Origin of the sequence: Neobacillus drentensis, from assembly GCF_036962765.1 — a bacterium.
GTDB lineage: Bacteria > Bacillota > Bacilli > Bacillales > Cytobacillaceae > Neobacillus > Neobacillus drentensis_C.
Map to the genome: position 1 here is coordinate 1 of NZ_JBALOS010000120.1, position 22,669 is coordinate 22,669.

The window sequence follows — 22,669 nt, forward strand, 5'->3', positions numbered from 1 at the left end:
AGCAAATGCCAGCAGGATACGGCCAAATGCCACAAGGCTACGGTCAGCAAATGCCAACTGGTTTCCAACAAATACCACAGGGCTATGGTCAGCAAATGCCAGCCGGTCTTGAACAGATGTCAGTAGATTACGGCCAAATGCCAACTGGATATCCAATGGAAAGCCCTTCTGGATTTGAAACTGCAGAAAATTCAGGTATGGGAAATCCGTATGGTATGGGAGCACCATATGGACAAATGCCTTATGGCTACCCGCAAATGAGTGGTCCAATGGGAGTACCAGCTCCAGAAATGACTGGACCGGGTTCATTCATGCAGCCAACTCAAGGATTACCTGTTGGAACTAGTGCAATGGGCGATTGTGGCTGTGGAGCACCAACTACTATGCGACAGCAAGCACCAATGCCAACGGACTTTGTCCCGCCAACTCCGCCAATTTACAGTGCACCATATACAGGACCTGTTAATACTGCACAGCCTCCTTATATGAATCCATATGGTATGGGTCCGGTCGGGTCAAATCCTTATGGTATGCCGGGTTACCAAGATGAGAGTCTATAATACGAGAAATCAACAAAACGGAGACGATGATTATTTTGATCGTCTCCTCTCTTATTTTCAAACACAGTTCTATGAAAGAATCATAAAGATGGTACCGATTCGAAAATCTGTTATTTATTTAAGGACGGAGAAAAATACTTATGTCATTAAAGGGTATCATACCAACAGTAGACTTAGACTCCAAGAAGCATTTACCACCACTTTAAAAAAAGAAGGATTTACAAAGACCTATTTATTTTTAACACCCTCTGTAAGAGAACAGCTTTTTTTTGAAGGAACTTACTTTGGAAGTATGGAGTACATACCTCCAAATAAATCCGTATTTTCTTTCCACTCTCATAAGAGTCGCCAAGAAGGGATCGAGTTATTAGAACAATTTCACCAAACCACAGCTTCGTTCGAGGCACGCTACCGCACGTTACTACCAAAAGGTCACCTCATCGAAAAATGGACGGAAAGATTAAATGTATTTTCAAATAATCTTCCCCAACTGGGCTATTTTATCAATGAGCCATATATTGCAGATATGCTTTCTTGGGCAAACTGGTCATTAGAAGGGATGGAAACTAATCGAAGTTTCTTTCAAAAAGAACCCACGCTTATTCTCCATGGAGACGTAGCGCATCATAATTTTTTAAGGGATAGAGAGGGGCAGTTGAATCTAATTGATTTTGATTTAATCAGTATTGGCCCGGCTTCATTTGATTATTTACAATATTCCAACCGGATATTACCTTATATTGATTGGTCATTCGAAAGACTTTCTAGCCTTAAACAAATAAACAAATATTTACAGGAAGCGGCTTTTTTATATGCCTTAGCTTATCCCGCTGATATTTTTCGGGAATGGAATCGAATGATCCGTGAAAAATCGTACACTGATCATATAAAATATAAACAAGTAATGGATCTAAACACCAGTCAATTTTATGCAAGGAAAAAATTTATTAAACATTTACAGAAGTTATTAGATTGAATTTAGTTGGAAGTATCCGTCTGAATGAAATCCCCTCAAAAATAACACCCTAATAAAGAGCATGGCTAACATGCTCAGGATGTTAATGGAGGGGGTTTTTTCGCTTGAATAGGAAACAGTGGATGATTCCTCTTTCAGCCACATTAATGATAGGGCTGGCTGGATGCGCAAGTAATAATGATCGTGCAGGGGTTAATGATACCAATAATAATTCATTAAGACCTGTCGGATATTACTCCAATGAAAACCACCCCAACTCTAATAATAATCTCTTTAGAGATGATGACGGGGCATTTACGGAAATGATGGACCATACCCTTGGGGACGAGGATCAAGCTACTTACGAAAACAGAAGAAGACAGTTTCAAACAAGGGATGAAAATGGGAATCCAAAAAATCCGACAAAACCTTTAGCTTCCAAAGACCGTAATTTCTTCCAACGTGATAATCGATTTAGTACAAGTGATATGAATTATCACGGTCATCTGAATGTAAATACGAGAAATACTGGGGTGACTACCGACCCAGACTTTCAGGATAACGTTACCAATAAAATCAAAAACGCGGTCGCTGCGGTTTCAAAAGTACAGTCCGTAAGATCCGTCGCTTACGGAAACACGATTATTGTTTCTGTGAACTTAGATGATACTGACAATGTTTCTGCTACTAAAAGTGCGATTAGGAAAGCAGTCAAGCCATACGCAAATGGAAGAACGGTCAAGGTCATAGTCGATGAAGGAACGATTGGCCGCGACAAAAATATCTACAATGACAGTCAGCAGGAAAAAGGCGGAAGGTAATTTGTTCTAAAGAAGGCAAAGTTTTTAAACTTTGCCTTCTTCCATGCGTAAAGGGTAAAGTTATTTGGGCTTTACCCTTTTTAAAATGGCCTGAAGGATAAAAAGGCAAAATAAGGCTAAACTAGTACTGCATAGAATGTTTAATTTTTAACAATAAGAGGTGAGTCGCATGAGGTATCATTGGATGGCATGGTATCGGTATATTTTCGCCGGATTCGCTGTTCTTCTCTTCATGTTTATATTGAATGCTAAGGGAATGACCATAATTGGCTCAGCCTCCCCAATGGAAAACCATCAGAACGAGGAAACAAACGAACCAATTAAAATGGAGGTTATTTTGGAACGGGTCTATTTGGACGGGGAAATAAGTCAAGAAGTGATCCATGAGACATGCTGGTCCTTGGAGAATTTTTGGGCAAAGTATGATCAATGGCAGCTTATAAACATTGCCGACTCGACATTTGTATTTCGAAAGCAAGTCAATGATATATCCCCCTTGCTAAAAGCAAATGGCTTTTTTGGACTTACAGAAGATGGTGTCTTGAGCATTTTCAATGGAAGACCGGACCAATTAAGAATCATTCAATCATTTTTTCAAATAGATATTAAGAAGTTGGAAAGTGCCAAGCAAGAAGAATTGATTCAAGGCATTCCAATTAAAAATAAGGACCGCTATGTGGAAGTTTTAGAAACATTTAAGCCATACTCTTTAAAAAAAGAATAGAAATTCAACGAATCAGACTGATGCGATCATTTCAGCCTGGTTTTTTTTTGAATTTTTGTCGTTGGGAGTTAAAAAAAATGATGAAACAACGGAAGATAGAACTATATTAGTTAATTTGAGGTTCAATGGGCGACCCCAAGTTCAATCAGCGGATTCCGAGGTTCAATCGGCGAATTCCAAATTTCTTGAATAGTTTGATGTTTCTCTAAACTGCTATTTTCTACAACTATCATAAAATTGTATGGTAGAATGAAATTCAGTGTAAAACTAGGGGAGAGAATTCAAGTGTATGAATTTATTAAGGGGACCGTCGAATTTGTCGGACCAGAATATATTGTGATTGAGAACAACGGAATCGGCTATCAAATCGCAACGCCTAATCCGTTTATCTATGCAGGTAAAATGGAAACAATGGTAACCGTGTATACATATCATTATGTTCGTGAAGATATAATCGCCCTTTACGGATTTGAAACAAGAGAAGAAAAAAAGCTGTTTACGAAATTATTAAATGTCTCCGGAATTGGTCCAAAAGGTGCCCTTGCCATTCTTGCTTCAGGCGAAGTCCAACAAGTAGTGACGGCTGTTGAAAATGAAGATGAAAGCTTCCTCGTAAAATTCCCTGGGGTTGGCAAAAAGACTGCCCGTCAAATGATCCTGGACCTAAAAGGAAAATTACAGGACATCGTTCCAGATTATTTCCCTAATTTATTTAATAGTGACCAACTTCAACTACAAACACAATCTGGTAACTCGAACTTAGAAGAAGCGATTCTTGCCTTGAAAGCATTGGGTTATTCCGAGAAAGAAATCAAAAAGATTACTCCTGAATTAAGAAAAGAACAAATGTCTACTGACCAATACATTAAAAAAGCGCTTCAGCGGCTTTTAAAATAGGTGATAATTCATGGAAGATCGGATTGTTTCTAGTAACGTCAACGAGAGCGAGATGAGCATAGAACAAAGCCTTAGGCCGCAAGTTCTAGGTCAATATATTGGACAGGATCAGGTAAAGGAAAATCTTGATATCTATATAAAGGCGGCAAAAATGCGGAATGAAACATTAGACCATGTTCTTCTTTATGGTCCGCCTGGATTGGGGAAAACGACCCTTGCCGTGATTATTGCTAATGAAATGGGTGTAAACATCCGCACCACTTCAGGACCTGCAATTGAACGGCCAGGTGATTTAGCAGCGATTCTTACTGCGCTCGAGCCTGGAGATGTTTTATTTATTGATGAAATCCACCGCTTGCAACGGACCATTGAAGAAGTACTATATCCAGCGATGGAGGATTTTTGTCTTGATATTGTTATAGGGAAAGGACCAAGTGCGAGGTCTGTACGTCTTGATCTCCCACCGTTTACACTTGTGGGCGCGACAACGAGGGCTGGTTCATTATCGGCCCCATTACGCGACCGGTTTGGAGTTTTAAGTCGTCTCGAGTATTATAAGGAAGACCAATTGAAAAATATTGTGCTTCGGACTGCTGAAGTGTTCGGTACCGAAATCGATGACCTCTCAGCAGCAGAAATAGCAAGGAGATCGCGGGGAACCCCGAGGATTGCCAATCGTCTCCTTCGCCGGGTGAGAGATTTTGCTCAAGTAAGAGGGAATGGGACGATTGTTCTTGCCCTTGCACGAGAAGCTCTAGAACTCCTTCAAGTCGATAAACTTGGGTTAGATCATATCGACCATAAACTGCTAAAAGGCATTATTGAAAGATTTCGCGGTGGACCCGTTGGCCTTGATACCATTGCCGCTTCAATTGGGGAAGAATCTGAAACGATTGAGGACGTGTACGAACCATATTTACTGCAAATTGGTTTTTTACAAAGAACCCCACGCGGCAGGGTAGTAACTCCATTGGTCTATCACCATTTTGGGATGGAAGTACCTCCTCACAACTAAAGTATTGAACGCTGCTGAAATTCCAACAAGTATAGGATTTCGCTTTTCTTATTGGCTCTGTTAAAGCCGCCCGCGAACCGCACGCGCCTAGAGCGGAAATCAACATGCTAGTTTAATACAGCTTTCTTATTAAAAAATAGATTAGGGTGTCATAATATGAAGGTAGATTTATTTGATTTTCATTTGCCTGAGGAATTAATTGCACAAGTTCCGCTTCATAATCGGACTGACAGCCGATTAATGGTCCTTGATAAACAATCAGGCGAAATCAAACATGAAGTATTTAAAAATGTGATTGAATATTTGCGTGAAGGAGATTGCCTTGTACTAAATGATACAAAGGTACTTCCAGCACGTCTTTTTGGTGTCAAAAAAGATACAGGTGCCAAAATAGAGGTTTTACTCTTAAAGCAACTGGAAGGTGACCGTTGGGAGACCCTTGTCAAGCCGGCCAAACGAGTAAAAGAAGGAACAGAAATTGATTTCGGTGATGGCCTGCTTTCAGCCATTTGCACAGGAACTTCGGACCATGGAGGGCGCGTTCTAGAATTTAAATATGAGGGCATTTTTTATGAGGTCCTTGACCAATTAGGAGAGATGCCGCTGCCGCCTTATATTAAAGAGCAGCTTGAAGACAGAGATCGATATCAGACTGTATATGCACGTGAACCTGGATCAGCTGCAGCGCCTACCGCAGGTCTTCATTTTACAGACAGCTTATTAGAAGAAATAAAAGAAAAAGGAGTACATATCGCCTTTATTACCCTTCATGTAGGACTTGGGACTTTCCGGCCTGTAAGTGTCGATGATGTATTAGAGCACGATATGCACTCCGAATTTTATATGGTTACAGAGGGGACAGCACGGCTGCTTAACGAAGTACGGAGTAATGGGGGCAGAATTATTTCAGTTGGGACTACCTCCACACGAACCCTCGAAACCATTGCTTCAGCAAATGATGGACATTTTGTTGAAGGCAGTGGCTGGACGAATATTTTTATTTATCCAGGGTACGAATTTAAAGCGATTGATGGGATGATTACCAACTTTCATTTGCCAAAATCAACCTTAATTATGCTAGTCAGTGCGTTAGCAGGCAGAGAACATGTGTTACATGCCTATCAAACTGCTGTTACTGAGCGGTACCGGTTCTTTAGTTTTGGTGACGCAATGTTGATCATCTAACGTTATGCATTAGGAAGGAGAAAAAATATTGACTGCAATTCGTTATGAATTAATTAAGACATGTAAACAAACAGGGGCCCGGCTAGGCAAAGTACATACCCCGCACGGATCGTTTGACACCCCTGCATTTATGCCTGTAGGTACACTGGCAACGGTTAAAACAATGTCACCCGAAGATTTAAAGGAAATGGGTGCTGGGATCATTTTAAGTAACACCTATCATTTATGGCTCAGACCTGGACACGAAATTATCAAGGAAGCTGGCGGATTACATAAATTTATGAATTGGGATCGAGCAATCCTAACAGATTCAGGTGGGTTCCAAGTTTTTAGTTTAAGTGAATTCCGTAAAATTGAAGAAGAAGGTGTCCATTTCCGTAACCATATGAGTGGTGAAAAATTGTTTTTATCACCAGAAAAGGCGATGGAAATTCAAAATGCCCTTGGTTCGGATATTATGATGGCTTTTGATGAGTGTCCGCCTTATCCTGCCACATATGAGTATATGCAAAAATCTGTTGAGCGAACATCACGCTGGGCGGAGCGTTGTTTAACTGCCCATAGCCGTCCAAATGACCAAGGCTTGTTTGGAATTGTCCAAGGAGGAGAATATGAGGAACTTCGCAAACAAAGTGCGCGAGACCTTGTTTCCTTAGACTTCCCAGGTTATGCTGTAGGCGGGTTGTCAGTAGGTGAACCAAAAGATATCATGAATCGTGTCCTTGAGTTTACGACACCACTTTTACCAACTAATAAGCCACGCTATTTAATGGGAGTGGGTTCACCAGACTCATTAATCGACGGCTCCATTCGTGGAATTGATATGTTTGACTGTGTATTACCAACAAGGATTGCTAGAAATGGTACATTGATGACCAGTACAGGCCGCCTTGTTGTAAAAAATGCACAATATGCTCGAGATTTTGGTCCTTTAGATGAAAATTGTGATTGCTACACATGCCGAAATTACAGCCGTGCATACATTCGTCACTTAATAAAATGTGATGAAACGTTTGGAATTCGCTTAACGTCTTACCATAATCTCTATTTTCTGTTAAGATTAATGGAGAAGGTCAGACAAGCCATTATGGAAGACCGGCTTGGTGATTTTAGAGAAGAATTTTTTGAACGTTACGGTTTTAACAAACCGAACGCGAAAAATTTCTAATAGATGTTTATTGAAAGGAGGGAAACAGGATGTCTGGAGGAATTGGTACAATCATTCCATTAATATTAATGTTTGTGTTATTTTATTTCCTTTTAATTCGCCCGCAGCAAAAGCGTCAAAAAGCTGTTCAGAAAATGCAAAACGATTTAAAAAAGGGTGATAAAATCGTCACGATTGGTGGACTGCATGGTTTTATAGATTCAATTGATGATAATAAAGCCGTAATTAAATGTGGTGACGGAAGTCGTCTTACATTTGATCGTAATGCTATTCGTGAAGTCACAGCTGATGCAGGCGAAAGCAGCGTTAGCTTAACAAAATAGTAACAACAAAAAAGGAAGTCATGATGCATGGCTTCCTTTCATTTTTATATTAAGCAGATCTCCGAGAATTGTTTGTCGAAATGTTTACCCCTAAAATGCCACCCATCATCGCAATTAATGTGTAGCAAGTATGATAAATTACTTGTTCGGAGTTAAACAAGCGATCATATCCTAAGTATTGGAATAAAAAGACAATGAGCGAGTAGATTAATCCCGTTAACCCACCAATTAGCCAGCCCTTTTCTTTTCTTTTTCCACCAGACAGAAAACCGCCTCCGAATAGCCCGATAAAGGATAATGCAGTAATTACGTATTGTAATGATACTTCACGTGCAGACGTAAACCTAAGTATAAAGGCAAATATTAGACTGCTAATTACAGCAAAAACAAGGATAAAAATTAATCCGTACAGAATGGAAGTACCTAAGCTTTTCGATTCGATTTTAACTCTCCCCCTTCAATTACCCTTTAGGTCGGCATTTTTATTGATTAAATTCTATACTGCCAGAACCTAGATAAGTTTCTTCCTAGTACAAGCGTATTCGTGGAAGGGGAAAAGTAGAATCAAAATATCATTCCTTTTCAAGATGAAGAAGTTTTTGGTAATTTATTCCGCTCATTATTTATCCCAAAATGCAAACACTATCATTGAATGTAAATAAAGGGGCGACGGTTGTGGAGGATTATGTAACGATAATGTTACGAACGCTAGTATTCTATTGCTTAATCCTAATCATTTTTCGTGTGATGGGGAAAAGGGAAATTGGTGAATTAAGTATTTTAGATCTTGTGGTTTTCATAATGATTGGCGAGATGGCCGTAGTAGCAATTGAAAAACCAAAAACACCACTTTTCCATACCATAATCCCTATGGTTTTATTGATGGTAATTCAAATATTGTCTGCATTTATTTCTTTGAAAAATAAAAAATTTCGTAATCTTATTGATGGGCAGCCAAGCATTATTATTAATAGGGGGAAAATAGATGAGACAGCAATGCGGAAACAGCGATATAATTTTGATGATTTAATGACCCAGCTCCGTGAGAAGGACATTCGTAGTATTGCCGACGTAGAGTTTGCGATTCTAGAATCATCAGGTAGTTTGTCAGTGATTGAAAAATTAAAGAATAATGACAAAGACTCTAAGCAAGGTGATATTACGATCCCATTAATAATGGATGGAAATATTGAAGAAGAAAATTTGAAAAGAATTAATAAAACAAATCTTTGGCTTCGGCAGGAGCTAAAAAAACAGGGCTATCGAGATGTTAAGAAGATCTCTTTTTGTAGTTTCGAAAATGGAAAATTCTTTATCGACTTAAAGGATGAATAAACTAAAAGACACGCGAGAGCGTGTCTTATTTTTATGGTCTGGTTTTAAGCAAATATGTTTCCGACCCATGGAATCCGTTTTAGCTCATCCCTTTTAATCAAACCTAACAATAGAACCATCATGATATAGGAAACGGTCATGGCTAGTAATGAAACTAAGACCCTAATCGATAACGGTTCTTGTAGGAAAAGATGTGCAAATACCCAATAGCCAAGCCAGGCAGTGCCACCCATAACCAAAAATCCTTTTACATAATCGCGAACATAGAAGGAAAAGGAAATCTTTTTTAATACCGTAGCAAAATGAAGAACTGTTACTAAGACAAAGCCGACGATTATCCCTAGTGCAACCCCATTTATCCCAAATGTCGCTTGCGATGCCAGTAAAAAGATAACTGCTGTTTTAACGATAGCGCCGATAAGGCTGTTAATCATCGCCGCTCGAGCAAGATTTAATGCCTGTAATACTGCTTGCAATGGTCCTTGATAGTAATAGAAGATGAAGAAAGGAGCCATCAACCGAATGAAATAAGAGCCTTTTGCAGATCCATACATAAGTTGCATTAACGGGTCAGCCAGCACATAGAGAACAACGACGGCCAATCCACCGGATAAAAACGCAAACCTCAGTGCTTGCTGTAATCGGTATTCAATTAACTTTTTGTTGTTTTGGGTATTGGCTTCACTAATCGCTGGGACGAGTGAAGTAGCTAAAGAAAAGGTGATGAAAGATGGTAACATCAACAGCGGCATGGCAAAACCAGTTAAGGCACCGTATTGTTTTGTGGCTTCAACGGCAACAACACCTGCAAGGGCTAAGCTATGGACAACAACAATGGGTTCAAAAAACCATGCCACCGATCCTATCATCCGGCTTCCCATGGTTGGTATGGCAATATCCATGAGATCCTTGAATGTTTGTTTTCCACTGTTAACAAATTGAAAGAAATTTTTCCGCAATTTAAATCGTTTTTTTAATTTAAAGGTAGTCATTAAATAAACGAGTGAGACAAGTTCGCCGATTACAGAAGACACCATGGCCGCTGCCGCTGCATATTCGATTCCATAAGGCAGGAACGCTTTTGTCATGACAGCAATCAGTGAAATCCGAACAAATTGTTCTAAAATCTGTGAGATTGCGGAAGGACGCATCTGTTGTCTTCCTTGAAAGTAACCTCTTAGCACCGAAGAAATCGCAATCACGGGAACAACTGGAGCTATTGCAATTAAGGGATAAAAGGTCCGTGGGTCAGTAAACAATGTTTTTGAAAGCAGTGGTGCAAGTAAAAGTAGTGCCGGGGTAAAAATAAGGGACAGTGAAATCGTTGTCGCAAGGGAGACGACAAGGATTTTTTTAATCTCTGCGAAATTTCCTTTGGCTTCTGCCTCTGCCACATTTTTTGAAATAGCTACTGGCAGCCCCATTTGAGTTAACGTTACTACAAGGATAAATGTAGGAAACGCCATCATGTATAAGCCGACGCCTTCTTCCCCGATACTGCGAGCTATAACAATCCGATTAATGAAACCCAGGACTCTTGTGACCAGGCCTGCAATTAATAGGATAAAAGTCCCTTTTAAAAACTTCGACATACTGATTCCCACCTTCTCAAATAAGAAGAATTCATATACAATTAACTATATGCACAAGGGTGGACAAAGCATGACAAGTAGTAATAGCTTTTTGCAAGGATCAATTCAAGGGGATATTTTCCAAGGAGGCAATCATAATGGATGATAGTCACAGATTCGAACATTTACGCACCCAGGTCCAACCAGCCGTAGCGAGTAAACTTATGGAGTTTCAGCTGCTAGGGCTTGATTCTGTATCGGAGCAGGAATTTTGGGATTTTTTAATTAAGAAAAAGTGGAGAAAAAGGAAAGAAGAAATGAAACTGTACGAAATGATCCAAGAAATACTATCTGTTAAAGCTAGTGATTATATCCACTTTGCGACAATTGAGGCATATAAAACTTCCGAATTCTCCTTGGAAGATGAAGATGAATGGAAAGAGCTTTTAAAATAGAATCCTATTTATATTCATAATTATTGTAAATTGACAGGCAATCCAACTTCTTTCATAATGAAGGAAGTGACTTTTTTCTTATTCATGTATAAGGTTTAGACGGAACAGTGCGATTGCACATGCATTAAGGAGGAACAATACATAATGGTAAAGCGTAGTAGAATCGTTGCTTTCCTTCTTGTGGTTCTAATAATTGGAAGCACAATGGGAGCAACAACCAAGAACATTTTAAACAATATTAAACTAGGGTTAGACCTGCAAGGTGGATTTGAGGTTTTGTACGATGTTAAGCCTGCTAAGAAAGGCCAAAAAATTGACAAAGAGGTATTGGCCAGTACTGCTGAGGCACTTGATAAGCGTATAAATGTCCTTGGTGTAAGCGAACCGAATATTCAAATTGAAGGGAATAACCGGATTCGAGTTCAGCTTGCAGGGGTGACTGACCAGAATAAAGCCCGTGAAATCTTATCTACTCAGGCCAATCTTACTTTCCGTGATGCTAATGATCGTTTGATGATGGATGGCGCTGATCTGAAACAGGGTGGTGCCAAGCAAACTTTTGATGAGAGCGGAGCACCAAGTGTTTCTTTAACATTAAAGAGTGCGGATAAATTCCGTAAGGTGTCGGAAGAGATTATGAATATGGCTCCAAATAATGTTCTTGTTATTTGGCTTGATTTTGAAGAGGGAAAAGACTCTTTTAAAGAGGAAGTAAAAAAAGAGAACCCAAAATATTTGTCAGCTCCAACTGTTAGACAAATATTTAATCAAAATACGGTTTCGATTGTTGGTAGTTTCACAGCGAAAGAAGCTCAAACCTTGTCATCTCTTTTAAACGCAGGGTCGTTACCAGTTAAACTTGATGAGGTGTACTCCACTTCCGTCGGAGCCAAGTTCGGAGAACAGGCATTACATGATACGATCTTAGCTGGAATCATTGGTGTCATCATTATTTATCTGTTTATGGTTTTCTATTATCGTTTTCCAGGTCTCATTGCCACCGTTACTTTATCGATTTATATTTATCTCGTTCTCTTAATTTTCGATTGGATGAACGGGGTCCTGACTTTACCGGGAATTGCTGCGATTATTCTCGGGGTTGGTATGGCTGTCGACGCCAACATCATTACGTATGAACGGATAAGAGAAGAATTAAAGGTCGGCAGAAGTATTAAATCAGCGTTCCAAGCTGGTGAGCAGCATGCTTTTACAGCTATTCTTGATGCAAACTTAACGACAATCTTAACTGCAGGCGTACTATTCTTTTACGGGACAAGCTCTGTAAAAGGGTTTGCAACTATGTTAATCGTGAGTGTTCTTATGAGCTTTCTCACGAATGTTTATGGTGCACGACTATTGCTTGGGCTTTGGGTCCACAGCGGTTTATTAAATAACAAACCAGGATGGTTTTCTGTACGCCCATCTCAAATTAAATCCATTAACGATAACGTTGATACAATCGATCTTCCTACTCGTTTTGATAAAATTGATTTTGTTAAACTTAGGAAAAAAGTTTTTATGCTGTCGGGTGTTCTCATTGTTGCGGGTATTATCATTATCGCTATTTTCCGTATGAATTTAGGAATTGATTTTTCAAGCGGAACGCGAGTAGAGGTTCAATCCAAAACACCGTTAACAACTACCCAGGTTGAAAATGCATTTACCAAACTACATTTAACTCCAGATGATGTCGTTATTTCGGGTGATCAAAAGCAAATTGGGGCAGTCCGAATGATTGGGGTACTGTCAAAAAATGAAATTGCTACATTAAAAGCAGATTTTAAAAAGCAATTTGGCTTTGAGCCGAATGTCAGCACCGTTTCTCCAACTGTTGGAAAGGAATTAGCGAAAAATGCCTTTTTTGCTGTCTTAATTGCATCAATTGGTATTATACTCTACGTTTCCATTCGATTTGAAGCTTATATGGCAATTGCAGCGGTTGCTGCCATCCTTCATGATGCATTTTTTATGATTGCTATTTTTAGTATTACAAGACTTGAAGTAGATTTAAACTTTATCGCCGCGATTTTGACCATTATTGGTTACTCAAACCATGATACAATTGTTACTTTCGATAGGGTTCGCGAAAATATGCAAAAGAAAAAAAGGCTTAAAACAGTTCAGGATATTGCTGATGTAGTAAATGTAAGTATTCGTCAAACGTTAACTCGGTCATTTAACACCGTATTAACAGTTCTCATTACGACAGTATGCTTAATGATTTTTGGAAGCCCATCAATTCGTAATTTCTCCATTGCCTTATTCGTTGGATTAATTGTCGGCGTATATTCCTCCGTCTTTGTCGCAGGTTCTTTATGGTATGTGTTGAAATGTAAAGAGTTGAAGAAGAAAGGCGTTATTAAAACGGTAAAAGAGAAAAGAAAATACTCTGATCAACCACAAGTATAATATAAGAGCGGACGATCCTTATGGGGGCGTCCGCTTTTCTTTTGATTGAATCCTTTACCACACTCCTGTATAATGAGAAGGTCTGAGGGGTGAACATACACATGTTAAGTTCCAAAACAAGATGGATTGTTCGTAAATCCGATGAGCAACTTATCAAAAAGCTAGAAACTGAATTAAATATTACGCCTCTTGTCGCTTCACTGCTTGTCAAACGTGGCTTTGATACCGTTGAATCTGCACGGTATTTTTTATTTGGAAAGGAAGAGTTTCACGATCCTTTTCTTTTAAAAGGAATGGACATTGCAGTTAATAGAATTCATCAAGCCATCGAACAGCAAGAGCAGATTCTTATTTTCGGTGATTATGATGCAGATGGAGTAAGCAGTACGTCGGTATTAATGATCACGCTGCGTGAACTTGGAGCAAATGTACAATTTTATATCCCAAACCGCTTCACTGAAGGTTATGGTCCGAATGAGACAGCCTTCCGTCAAGCAGCGGAAAACGGAATAAATTTAATTATTACGGTGGATACTGGAATATCAGCCGTCCATGAAGCAAACATTGCCAAAGAGCTTGGACTAGATCTCATTATTACAGATCATCATGAGCCAGGCCCAGTATTACCGACGGCGCTTGCCATTATTCATCCAAAGCTCCCAGATAGTACCTATCCGTTTCGTGAGTTGGCTGGAGTGGGTGTAGCCTTTAAATTAGCCCATGCCCTTTACGGAAAAGTACCAGTGCATTTGTTGGAAATTGCTGTAATTGGGACGATAGCGGATTTAGTTTCTCTAAAAGATGAGAATCGCCTAATCGCCAAAAAAGGACTCGAAAATTTAAAAACAACCAAAAATATTGGCCTTAAAGCCATATTGAAACTGGCAGGGGTTGATCCCATGTCAATAAATGAAGAAACGATTGGTTTTACCCTCGCACCAAGGATTAATGCCGTGGGTCGTTTAGAAGATGCTGACCTTGCCGTACAGCTTATCTTAACTGATGATCGAATCGAAGCAGAGAACCTGGCGGAGGAAATGGATGCCCTTAATAAGTCAAGACAATCAATTGTCAATGCGATTACGACTGAGGCGATGGAAGAGGTTGAACAGCATTTCCCAATCGAGACAAATAAAGTCCTTGTCATCGGTAAAGAAGGCTGGAATGCCGGTGTCATCGGTATTGTTGCCTCAAGGCTGGTTGAAAAGTATTATCGGCCGGTGATCGTTTTAAATTTTGACCCAGAAAAGGGGGTCGCAAAGGGTTCTGCCCGTAGTATTGCTGGATTTGACCTCTTTAAGAATTTATCAACCTGCCGTGAAATTTTGCCTCACTTTGGGGGGCACCCAATGGCAGCCGGTATGACCTTAAAACTAGATGATGTTGCTGAACTTCGCACAAGATTAAATATACTGGCAAAAGAGCAGCTTACCGACGAAGATTTTGTACCGGTGACATTTCTTGATGAGGAAATCCAACTTGAACATGTTAATTTATCCGCATTAGATGAAATGAGCCTGTTAGCTCCTTTTGGCATGGACAACCCTAAGCCAAAGGTGTTAATCAATAATGTTGACATTACCAGTATCAGAAAAATAGGCAGTGAACAAAACCATTTAAAGCTGCTTGTAAATGAAAAAGATGCGAATCTGGATGGGGTAGGCTTTGGCTTAGGCCACTTGGTAGACCATATCTCACCTGCATCAAAAATTTCATTAATCGGAGAATTATCGGTTAACGAATGGAACAATATACGTAAACCACAAATTTTCATCCATGATATCGCAGTAGAGTCATGGCAATTATTTGATTATCGCGGCCAGAAGCGAATCAACAGTCTTTCTCATACAGTACCGGCAGAAAACAGGAAATTTATTATTTTCAATAAAGAACACCTTGAAAAAATAAATCCTATTTTGATGCCCGATACGATTCTGATTCAAGATATCGATGAAGCCAAAGCCTTTAATGGAAGTATGGAAAATATTGTTTTAATTGATTTTCCAACATCAAAAGAGATCCTTAAGTGTTTATTTAAAGGGAAACAACCGGCGAGGATTTATGCCTATTTCTATAAAGAATCCAGTGATTTCTTCAGCACCGTTCCGACACGTGATCATTTTAAATGGTTTTATGCTTTTCTCTTAAAGAAAGGGCCAATTGATCTGAAACGTGATGGCGATGTCCTTGCTAAACACCGAGGTTGGTCGCAGGAGACCATAAACTTTATGTCAAAGGTGTTTTCTGACCTAGATTTTGTTACAATAAACAATGGATTTATAACTTTAAAAACTGAAGCGCAAAAGCGTGACTTAACAGACTCTAGAACCTATCAACTAAAACAAGCACAATATGAGCTTGAAAGAGAGTTATTATTTTCTTCCTTTCAAGAATTAAAAGGCTGGTTCGATCAAGTAATTCAAGAGTCGGTTGAAATTGAGGAGGCAATTACAGAATGGACTTAAAGGATTTTATTACTATCGTGCCTGACTGGCCAAAAAAAGGAATTAAATTTAAAGATATTACTCCTTTAATGAATAATGGTGAAGCATATAAATATGCAACAGACCAAATCGTTGCTTACGCCAAAGAACGTAAGATTGATATTATCGTTGGACCTGAAGCCCGCGGTTTCATAATTGGCTGTCCAGTGGCATACGCTTTAGGCATTGGTTTTGCCCCAGTCCGTAAAGAAGGTAAGCTTCCAAGGGAAACCATTAAAGTGGGTTATGGCCTTGAATATGGGAAAGATACACTAACAATCCATAAAGACGCGATTAAGCCAGGACAGCGTGTCCTTATTACGGATGACTTGTTAGCAACTGGCGGAACCATTGATGCTACGATTCAATTAGTGGAACAACTTGGCGGTATCGTTGCAGGTATTGCTTTCTTAGTTGAGTTAAGCTATTTAGAAGGCAGACAAAAACTTGATGGTTATGATGTTTTAACATTAATGCATTATTAAAACCATTGATGAGGGCACTCGGGAGGCGAGTGCTCTCTTTATATAATAAAAAAAACATCTCAATCCCTTTACATCTTGGCTATTTTTTTCGATAATAGTAACAATCATTCATATTAAAGAACAAATTTTTTGTGAATGACATTTATATAAATAAATTGAGACGAAAATAAAGGTGATTTCATGGCGAATGATTTAGTGTTGACAGCCGACCAAGTCATCGACAAGACTCGGAACTACTTAAATGAGGATCATGTTGAATTGGTGAAAAATGCCTACGAATTCGCAAAACATGCTCATCGTGAACAATATAGAAAATCGGGAGAGCCCTACATTATTCATCCCATCCAGGTTGCTGGCATTTTAGCAGACTTGGAGATGGATCCTGCCACGGTCGCTGCTGGTTTTCTTCACGACGTCGTTGAAGATACAAATGTATCCTTAAAGGATATTGAAACAGCTTTTAATGACGAAGTGGCGATGCTTGTCGACGGCGTAACAAAATTAGGGAAAATTAAATACAAATCTCATGAGGAACAGCAAGCGGAGAACCACAGAAAAATGTTTGTGGCCATGGCTCAGGATATCCGAGTTATTCTTATTAAGCTTGCCGACCGATTGCATAATATGAGGACGCTTAAACATCTTCCTTTAGAAAAGCAGCGTCGGATTTCAAACGAAACACTTGAAATTTTTGCACCTTTGGCACATCGTCTTGGTATCTCTAAGATTAAATGGGAACTAGAAGATACAGCATTAAGATATTTAAATCCGCAGCAATATTATCGAATTGTAAACTTAATGAAAAAGAAGCGAGCCGAACGCGAGCAATATTTAGTGGATGTTATTGAAGAAGTAAAGAGCCGAATGGGAGAAGTAGCCATTAAAGCAGAGCTTTCCGGCCGTCCTAAGCATATTTATAGTATTTATCGAAAAATGGCTTTGCAAAATAAACAGTTTAGTGAAATATATGATTTGCTAGCAGTTCGTATTGTCGTGAACAGTATTAAAGATTGCTATGCCGTTTTAGGGATCATTCACACTTGCTGGAAGCCAATGCCTGGTCGATTTAAGGATTATATTGCCATGCCGAAGCCTAATATGTATCAATCCTTGCATACAACCGTAATCGGTCCAAAAGGAGACCCACTTGAGGTTCAAATTAGAACGAATGAGATGCATCGGATTGCAGAATTCGGGGTTGCTGCTCACTGGGCGTATAAAGAGGGTAAAGAGGCGATTAACGAAACCACTTCCTTCGAACAAAAATTGACCTGGTTTAGAGAAATCCTTGAGTTTCAAAATGATACCGCCAATGCGGAAGAGTTTATGGAGTCATTGAAAATTGACCTATTTTCCGATATGGTGTTTGTTTTTACGCCAAAAGGTGATGTGATCGAGTTGCCATCTGGTTCTGTTCCTATTGATTTTGCTTATCGTATCCATTCTGAAATCGGCAATAAGACGATAGGTGCAAAAGTGAATGGCAAAATGGTTACCCTTGACTATCGACTCAAAACTGGAGATATTATCGAAATCCTTACATCGAAACATTCTTATGGTCCAAGTCAAGATTGGTTGAAGCTCGCGCAAACTTCGCAAGCGAAAAACAAGATTCGGGCCTTCTTTAAGAAGCAGCGCCGTGATGAAAATGTAGATAAAGGTAAAGAGTTGGTAGAAAAGGAAATCCGTAATATGGAATTCGATATTAAAGAAATATTAACGTCGGACAATCTGAAAAAGGTTACTGAGAAGTTTAATTTTTCCAGTGAAGAAGATATGTATGCAGCGGTTGGTTATAATGGTGTATCCGCCTTACAAGTGGCCAACCGTCTAACTGAGAAATGGCGCAAAAAGAGAGATCAAGAACAGAGTTCGAATATTACGAATGCAATTACGGATCTAAAAACCTTCCCAGCGACGAAAAAGCGAGAATCCGGTGTCCGTGTTTCTGGCATTGATAATTTACTCATTCGATTATCTCGATGTTGTAACCCAGTGCCAGGAGATGAGATTGTTGGTTTTATTACCAAGGGTCGTGGGGTATCCGTACATCGTTCAGATTGCACGAATATCGACTCAAATGATGCTCAATCAAGGTTAATTCCGGTCGAATGGGAATCTTCTTTAAATGACCGGAAAGAATATAATGTTGATATTGAAATTAGTGGATACGACCGGAGAGGGATTCTGAATGAGGTACTTCAAGCGGTTAACGAAACGAAAACCAATATTTCAGCTGTTTCTGGTAAAACGGATCGAAATAAAATGGCCACGATTAACATGTCGATTGCCATCCACAATGTGGCCCACTTGCAAAAGGTGGTCGAGCGAATTAAACAGATCCCAGATATTTATTCTGTACGTCGTATGATGAATTAAGGAGTATCGAAATGCGTGTTGTAGTTCAACGAAGTAAAAGTGCCAGCGTAACTGTTGCCGGGGAAGTAACAGGTCAAATTACAAAAGGGCTAGTCTTACTTGTCGGTGTGACCCATGATGACAAAGTAGAGGACGCCGCCTATCTTGCTGATAAAATTGTCAATCTCCGTATTTTTGACGATGAAGATGGAAAAATGAATCTGTCTTTACTGGATGTTGGTGGAGAAATTCTCTCTGTATCGCAATTTACACTTTACGGTGATTGCCGAAAGGGAAGAAGACCAAACTTCATGGATGCCGCACGCCCAGAACAAGCTGTTGAACTTTATGAGGTTTTTAATAACTTGCTGCGTGAAAAAGGTATCTGTGTGGAAACCGGCAGATTCGGTGCCATGATGGATGTCGAACTAATTAATGACGGTCCGGTGACGTTGATTTTAGAAAGTAAATCATAATAAAGGCTTGGCACTTAAATAAGTGCTAAGCCTTTTTTTATCTAGTGCCATTATGGGTTTTCTTTAAAATATCTGGCTAATCCATCATAAACACCATCAGTGGCATTTTCTTGGAACCCTCGTGATTTTATGGACATTTCTTCTTCTGGATTGCTTAAATAGCCAAGCTCCAATAAAACAGCTTTTTGACTATTTTCACGAATCACATAGAAATCGCCAAAACGAACGCCGCGACTTTTCATTTTCGTTTGCCCAATTGTGGAAGCGAAAACCGATTCAGCCAAGGCTTGTTGATAGGAATGATAAAAATAGCCAGTCATTCCCCGGGCACTTGGGTCTAAATTGCTGTCGTAATGGAGGCTGATAAAGGCATCCGCATTGTAGGTACGTGCTAAGTTCACTCGAGAGGCAAGTTGTAAATAGGAGTCATTTTTTCTCGTGATGTAAACAGTAGCTCCTGCGGTTGTTAATTTATCTGCTAAAAGCTGCGCAGTTCGGAGAGTAAGATCTTTCTCATACATTCCGCTGACTCCTGTTGCCCCTTTATCAGTGCCGCCATGTCCTGGGTCAAGAACAATCGTTTTATTTTTAAGATATTCTTCGGCACCAGGCTTTTGAATCTGTGGTTTGGTTCCGTTTATAGAAACAAGCCAGCCGGCAATATATCCTGTTTGTCCATTTTTTAATTTAATCTCATACCAGTCGTTGATGACCCGTTTAACGGAATAAGTACCTCCTTGATTGGCACGCTCGACAACATCTGTTTGGACATCTGGTCCTTTTCGGATATTTGTGCCGTTATGTACAATCGTAATGATACTTTCCTTCACGGCTTGTCCAATTTGGGATTCCAAAGCTTTTTTCTCAAGAAACCAACCAGCTACCCATCCGAAACTACCAGACTTAAATTCTATTTTTGCCCAATTATTCTTTTCTTCTACAATCGTAAAACTCTGTCCCATGGTGACAGAACCAATAAGGTTTGAATTTAATGAAGCGCTTGAGCGGACACTAAGACTGTTAGCTGTTACTGTTCCAGTGTAGCGATTCTTTTGGGGAACTGAGGATGGGGCACCTGTTGATTGGCTGTCAATAAACTCAGAAAGAACCCATCCCCTTAAATTAGAAAAGCCAACTTCAAACCAATTATTTTGCTGCGAATAAATATTTATACTTGTCCCATTGGTAAGTTTCCCAATAACGGGACTTGATGTGGATGGTTCCTTGCGCATATTTAAGGTATCACCGTTTACAATACCTGTAGTATTTTTTACTGTAGAATTTGTTAGGACATCCATCTTAATTGAATCTGTTTCTTTGGTGACTAGCCAATTAACTAGCCATCCCGTTTGACCATATGCTAATTGAATTTCAATCCAATCACCTTGTTCATTCACAATCGGATACTTTTCGCCCCGATTTACCGTTTTTATGAGGGGGTAGCTAAGGCCAGGACCGCCGCGAACATTGATAAAATCAGTGGAAATAGTAATCGACCCCGTCGATGCCACACTTTTCCCTTGAGGCATGAAAGCGCCAAAAATAAGAATAATAGATAATAGCAATAAACTAAATTTTTTGACCATAACAACCTCCTTTTCTATTTATTTTAGCGTATAAAAAGCTGAAAATCATTCCTTAATTGCTAATTTTGTCCAATTTAGTGAGAAATACTTATCCATATGCAAGTTTTTCACTAATGGTGGAGATACTATCAATATCGAAGTAAAGGCTGAGGTGATTAGGAATGAGAGCAAGTGAAAAAGGAATGAACATCCAATCAATGGATGGACGGCTTTTCGGTGTTGATTTTCATGATTTTATTCAAAAGGAACAGCATGCAACCTCGTTTGAACTTGCATCAGAATTTGGAATAACGATGGGTGATGTCAGAAAGTTAAAAAAACATTTAGAAAGATCATAAATGGCTATTGACAATACCAGCAATGCTCCGTAATATTAATTAAATAAAATGACATATTGTGATATACCAATGATGGAGCATAGTAATTAAGCAAATTCATGAAAAGAGAGGAAATGTCCCTGGCTGAAAGCATTTCTACATGAAACTTAATGAAGGAACACTCCGTAGGCTTCTCTCTGAAAAAGGTTTCCCTCTAGTAGGAGATGAACGTAGCAGGCGTTAACTGTTAAAGAGGAAGTGCATATTGTTTTATGCCTTCAACTAGGGTGGCACCGCGGGATAAATCAAACTCTCGTCCCTTGTATTTCATACAAGGGATGGGAGTTTTTTGTTTTTTAAAGGAAATGCGGAAGCGTCCTGTCTATTTACATAAGAAAAAATAAGGAGGTTTTCCACTATGTCCATAAGCATTCCTCGAGGAACGCAAGACATTTTACCTGGTGAGGTAGAAAAGTGGCAATTGATTGAAGCAAAAGCCCGTGAACTATGTGAGAAATTTCAATATAAAGAGATTCGTACGCCAATATTCGAACATACCGATCTTTTTTCAAGAGGCGTTGGCGATAGTACTGATATTGTTCAGAAGGAAATGTACACATTTGAAGACCGGGGCAAACGCAGTCTCACACTAAGACCAGAAGGTACCGCAGCGGTAGTTCGTTCTTATGTGGAGAAGAAAATGTTTGGGCTCGCCAGTCAGCCAGTGAAGCTGTATTATATGGGACCCATGTTTAGATATGAACGTCCACAAGCAGGCCGCTTTCGTCAATTTGTCCAATTTGGCATTGAAGCATTAGGCAGTAATGACCCTGCCATAGATGCAGAAGTCATTTCGCTCGCAATGAACTTGTATAAAGAAATGGGCTTAAAAAAGCTGAAACTGATTATTAATAGCCTTGGAGATAAAGAAAGTCGGAATGCCCACCGTGAAGCGCTTGTCAATCACTTCAAACCAAGAATCGGTGAATTTTGTCATGACTGTCAAAATCGTCTTGAAAAAAATCCGCTCCGAATCTTGGATTGTAAGCAGGACCGCGAGCATGAGCTAATGAAGACTGCACCATCCATTCTTGAATTCTTAAATGATTATTCTAAAACCTATTTTGAAAAATTACAGAAGTATTTAACCCAATTGGATATTCCTTTTGAAGTGGATCCCAACTTAGTCCGCGGGCTGGATTATTATAACCACACGGCATTTGAAATTATGAGTAATGCCGAGGGATTTGGCGCCATCACCACGTTGTGCGGCGGCGGTCGTTATAATGGTTTAGCAGAAGAAATTGGCGGACCTGAGACACCTGGTATAGGCTTTGCGTTAAGTATTGAACGCTTTATTGCGGCTCTTCAAGCAGAAGGGATTGAGCTTGCGGTTAACGAAGGCATTGATTGTTACCTTGCCGCACTCGGGGAAGAAGCAAAAGATTATACCGTTGGATTGTTACAACAGCTACGACGAGCAGGTTTTTCAGCAGAAAGAGATTATTTGGATCGAAAAATTAAAGCTCAATTTAAAGCAGCTGAT

20 protein-coding genes, 1 pseudogene and 1 other annotated feature are annotated in these 22,669 nt (G+C 39.5%); of the genes and pseudogenes, 18 read left to right on the top strand and 3 right to left on the bottom strand.

Annotation, left to right across the window (positions count from 1 at the left end; all coding sequences use genetic code 11):
* The 9 genes and pseudogenes from V7137_RS15430 to yajC form a co-directional block, all read left to right on the top strand.
* Positions 1 to 560 (top strand): annotated as a pseudogene (locus tag V7137_RS15430) (hypothetical protein); the annotation flags it as partial.
* On the top strand, positions 547 to 1,536 hold the full coding sequence (locus tag V7137_RS15435; RefSeq protein WP_335698909.1) for a phosphotransferase: 990 nt from the start codon (positions 547 to 549) through the stop codon (positions 1,534 to 1,536). The pseudogene V7137_RS15430 and the gene V7137_RS15435, both read left to right, overlap by 14 nt.
* Positions 1,537 to 1,640: 104 nt before the next feature.
* The gene (locus V7137_RS15440; protein WP_335698910.1) at positions 1,641 to 2,336 is read left to right on the top strand and encodes a YhcN/YlaJ family sporulation lipoprotein; all 696 of its coding nucleotides are present in this window, start codon (positions 1,641 to 1,643) and stop codon (positions 2,334 to 2,336) included.
* 169 nt (positions 2,337 to 2,505) lie between these two features.
* Positions 2,506 to 3,060 carry an intercompartmental signaling factor BofC gene (locus V7137_RS15445; protein ID WP_335698911.1) on the top strand — a complete coding sequence of 185 codons (555 nt, stop codon included), beginning with the start codon at positions 2,506 to 2,508 and terminating at the stop codon, positions 3,058 to 3,060.
* 285 nt (positions 3,061 to 3,345) lie between these two features.
* A complete protein-coding gene (gene ruvA / locus V7137_RS15450; protein WP_218347792.1) occupies positions 3,346 to 3,957 on the top strand; it encodes a Holliday junction branch migration protein RuvA in 612 nt (203 codons plus the stop codon).
* 10 nt (positions 3,958 to 3,967) lie between these two features.
* Positions 3,968 to 4,972: a Holliday junction branch migration DNA helicase RuvB gene (gene ruvB / locus V7137_RS15455; RefSeq protein WP_335698912.1), complete on the top strand. Its 1,005-nt coding sequence runs from the start codon at positions 3,968 to 3,970 to the stop codon at positions 4,970 to 4,972.
* A 156-nt stretch (positions 4,973 to 5,128) separates the two neighbouring features.
* Positions 5,129 to 6,157, top strand: coding sequence for a tRNA preQ1(34) S-adenosylmethionine ribosyltransferase-isomerase QueA (gene queA, locus V7137_RS15460; protein ID WP_218347790.1), 1,029 nt, complete (start codon positions 5,129 to 5,131; stop codon positions 6,155 to 6,157).
* A gap of 28 nt (positions 6,158 to 6,185) precedes the next feature.
* On the top strand, positions 6,186 to 7,325 hold the full coding sequence (gene tgt / locus V7137_RS15465; RefSeq protein WP_335698913.1) for a tRNA guanosine(34) transglycosylase Tgt: 1,140 nt from the start codon (positions 6,186 to 6,188) through the stop codon (positions 7,323 to 7,325).
* A gap of 29 nt (positions 7,326 to 7,354) precedes the next feature.
* Positions 7,355 to 7,648: a preprotein translocase subunit YajC gene (gene yajC, locus V7137_RS15470; RefSeq protein WP_218347788.1), complete on the top strand. Its 294-nt coding sequence runs from the start codon at positions 7,355 to 7,357 to the stop codon at positions 7,646 to 7,648.
* 49 nt (positions 7,649 to 7,697) lie between these two features.
* Here the strand turns inward: yajC and V7137_RS15475 are convergent, their stop codons facing one another.
* Complete coding sequence (locus V7137_RS15475) at positions 7,698 to 8,090, bottom strand: TIGR04086 family membrane protein (protein WP_335698945.1); 393 nt, start codon at positions 8,088 to 8,090, stop codon at positions 7,698 to 7,700.
* A 233-nt stretch (positions 8,091 to 8,323) separates the two neighbouring features.
* On the opposite strand from V7137_RS15475, the gene V7137_RS15480 reads away from it, so the two are divergent.
* Positions 8,324 to 8,983 carry a DUF421 domain-containing protein gene (locus tag V7137_RS15480; RefSeq protein ID WP_218347787.1) on the top strand — a complete coding sequence of 220 codons (660 nt, stop codon included), beginning with the start codon at positions 8,324 to 8,326 and terminating at the stop codon, positions 8,981 to 8,983.
* Between the two features lie 44 nt (positions 8,984 to 9,027).
* On the opposite strand, the gene spoVB is transcribed toward V7137_RS15480, so the two are convergent.
* A complete protein-coding gene (gene spoVB, locus V7137_RS15485) occupies positions 9,028 to 10,575 on the bottom strand; it encodes a stage V sporulation protein B (RefSeq protein WP_335698914.1) in 1,548 nt (515 codons plus the stop codon).
* Positions 10,576 to 10,712: 137 nt separating this feature from the next.
* Here spoVB and V7137_RS15490 point away from each other — a divergent pair, with 137 nt between their 5' ends.
* From V7137_RS15490 to dtd, 6 genes are all read left to right on the top strand, one after another.
* The gene (locus V7137_RS15490; RefSeq protein ID WP_335698915.1) at positions 10,713 to 11,009 is read left to right on the top strand and encodes a post-transcriptional regulator; all 297 of its coding nucleotides are present in this window, start codon (positions 10,713 to 10,715) and stop codon (positions 11,007 to 11,009) included.
* 144 nt (positions 11,010 to 11,153) lie between these two features.
* Positions 11,154 to 13,418 (top strand): protein translocase subunit SecDF, encoded by a 2,265-nt coding sequence (gene secDF / locus V7137_RS15495; protein WP_335698916.1) that lies wholly within the window; start codon positions 11,154 to 11,156, stop codon positions 13,416 to 13,418.
* Between the two features lie 101 nt (positions 13,419 to 13,519).
* Complete coding sequence (gene recJ / locus V7137_RS15500) at positions 13,520 to 15,883, top strand: single-stranded-DNA-specific exonuclease RecJ (protein WP_335698917.1); 2,364 nt, start codon at positions 13,520 to 13,522, stop codon at positions 15,881 to 15,883.
* On the top strand, positions 15,874 to 16,386 hold the full coding sequence (locus V7137_RS15505) for an adenine phosphoribosyltransferase (RefSeq protein WP_335698918.1): 513 nt from the start codon (positions 15,874 to 15,876) through the stop codon (positions 16,384 to 16,386). Before recJ ends, V7137_RS15505 begins: the two co-directional genes overlap by 10 nt.
* Before the next feature lie 180 nt (positions 16,387 to 16,566).
* Entirely contained in the window at positions 16,567 to 18,765 is a 2,199-nt protein-coding gene (locus V7137_RS15510) for a RelA/SpoT family protein (protein WP_335698919.1), read from the top strand.
* Between the two features lie 11 nt (positions 18,766 to 18,776).
* A complete protein-coding gene (gene dtd, locus V7137_RS15515; protein ID WP_335698920.1) occupies positions 18,777 to 19,220 on the top strand; it encodes a D-aminoacyl-tRNA deacylase in 444 nt (147 codons plus the stop codon).
* 50 nt (positions 19,221 to 19,270) lie between these two features.
* On the opposite strand, the gene V7137_RS15520 is transcribed toward dtd, so the two are convergent.
* A complete protein-coding gene (locus V7137_RS15520) occupies positions 19,271 to 20,806 on the bottom strand; it encodes an SH3 domain-containing protein (RefSeq protein ID WP_335698921.1) in 1,536 nt (511 codons plus the stop codon).
* Between the two features lie 161 nt (positions 20,807 to 20,967).
* Between V7137_RS15520 and V7137_RS15525 the strand changes: the two genes are divergently transcribed.
* Both V7137_RS15525 and hisS read left to right on the top strand, forming a co-directional pair.
* Complete coding sequence (locus tag V7137_RS15525; RefSeq protein ID WP_186328577.1) at positions 20,968 to 21,144, top strand: hypothetical protein; 177 nt, start codon at positions 20,968 to 20,970, stop codon at positions 21,142 to 21,144.
* A 60-nt stretch (positions 21,145 to 21,204) separates the two neighbouring features.
* Positions 21,205 to 21,447, top strand: a binding site (T-box leader).
* A 94-nt stretch (positions 21,448 to 21,541) separates the two neighbouring features.
* On the top strand, positions 21,542 to 22,669 hold a 1,128-nt coding region (gene hisS, locus V7137_RS15530), incomplete at its 3' end, for a histidine--tRNA ligase (protein ID WP_335698922.1).

Excerpts from the sequence above, each read along its gene's own strand:
- V7137_RS15445 (WP_335698911.1), top strand. The coding sequence starts at position 2,506 with ATGAGGTATCATTGGATGGCATGGTATCGGTATATTTTCGCCGGATTC.
- yajC (WP_218347788.1), top strand. The coding sequence starts at position 7,355 with ATGTCTGGAGGAATTGGTACAATCATTCCATTAATATTAATGTTTGTG.
- V7137_RS15525 (WP_186328577.1), top strand. The coding sequence starts at position 20,968 with ATGAGAGCAAGTGAAAAAGGAATGAACATCCAATCAATGGATGGACGG.
- V7137_RS15510 (WP_335698919.1), top strand. The coding sequence starts at position 16,567 with ATGGCGAATGATTTAGTGTTGACAGCCGACCAAGTCATCGACAAGACT.
- secDF (WP_335698916.1), top strand. The coding sequence starts at position 11,154 with ATGGTAAAGCGTAGTAGAATCGTTGCTTTCCTTCTTGTGGTTCTAATA.
- queA (WP_218347790.1), top strand. The coding sequence starts at position 5,129 with ATGAAGGTAGATTTATTTGATTTTCATTTGCCTGAGGAATTAATTGCA.
- spoVB (WP_335698914.1), bottom strand. The coding sequence starts at position 10,575 with ATGTCGAAGTTTTTAAAAGGGACTTTTATCCTATTAATTGCAGGCCTG.
- V7137_RS15490 (WP_335698915.1), top strand. The coding sequence starts at position 10,713 with ATGGATGATAGTCACAGATTCGAACATTTACGCACCCAGGTCCAACCA.
- ruvB (WP_335698912.1), top strand. The coding sequence starts at position 3,968 with ATGGAAGATCGGATTGTTTCTAGTAACGTCAACGAGAGCGAGATGAGC.
- V7137_RS15435 (WP_335698909.1), top strand. The coding sequence starts at position 547 with ATGAGAGTCTATAATACGAGAAATCAACAAAACGGAGACGATGATTAT.
- V7137_RS15505 (WP_335698918.1), top strand. The coding sequence starts at position 15,874 with ATGGACTTAAAGGATTTTATTACTATCGTGCCTGACTGGCCAAAAAAA.
- V7137_RS15520 (WP_335698921.1), bottom strand. The coding sequence starts at position 20,806 with ATGGTCAAAAAATTTAGTTTATTGCTATTATCTATTATTCTTATTTTT.
- recJ (WP_335698917.1), top strand. The coding sequence starts at position 13,520 with ATGTTAAGTTCCAAAACAAGATGGATTGTTCGTAAATCCGATGAGCAA.
- dtd (WP_335698920.1), top strand. The coding sequence starts at position 18,777 with ATGCGTGTTGTAGTTCAACGAAGTAAAAGTGCCAGCGTAACTGTTGCC.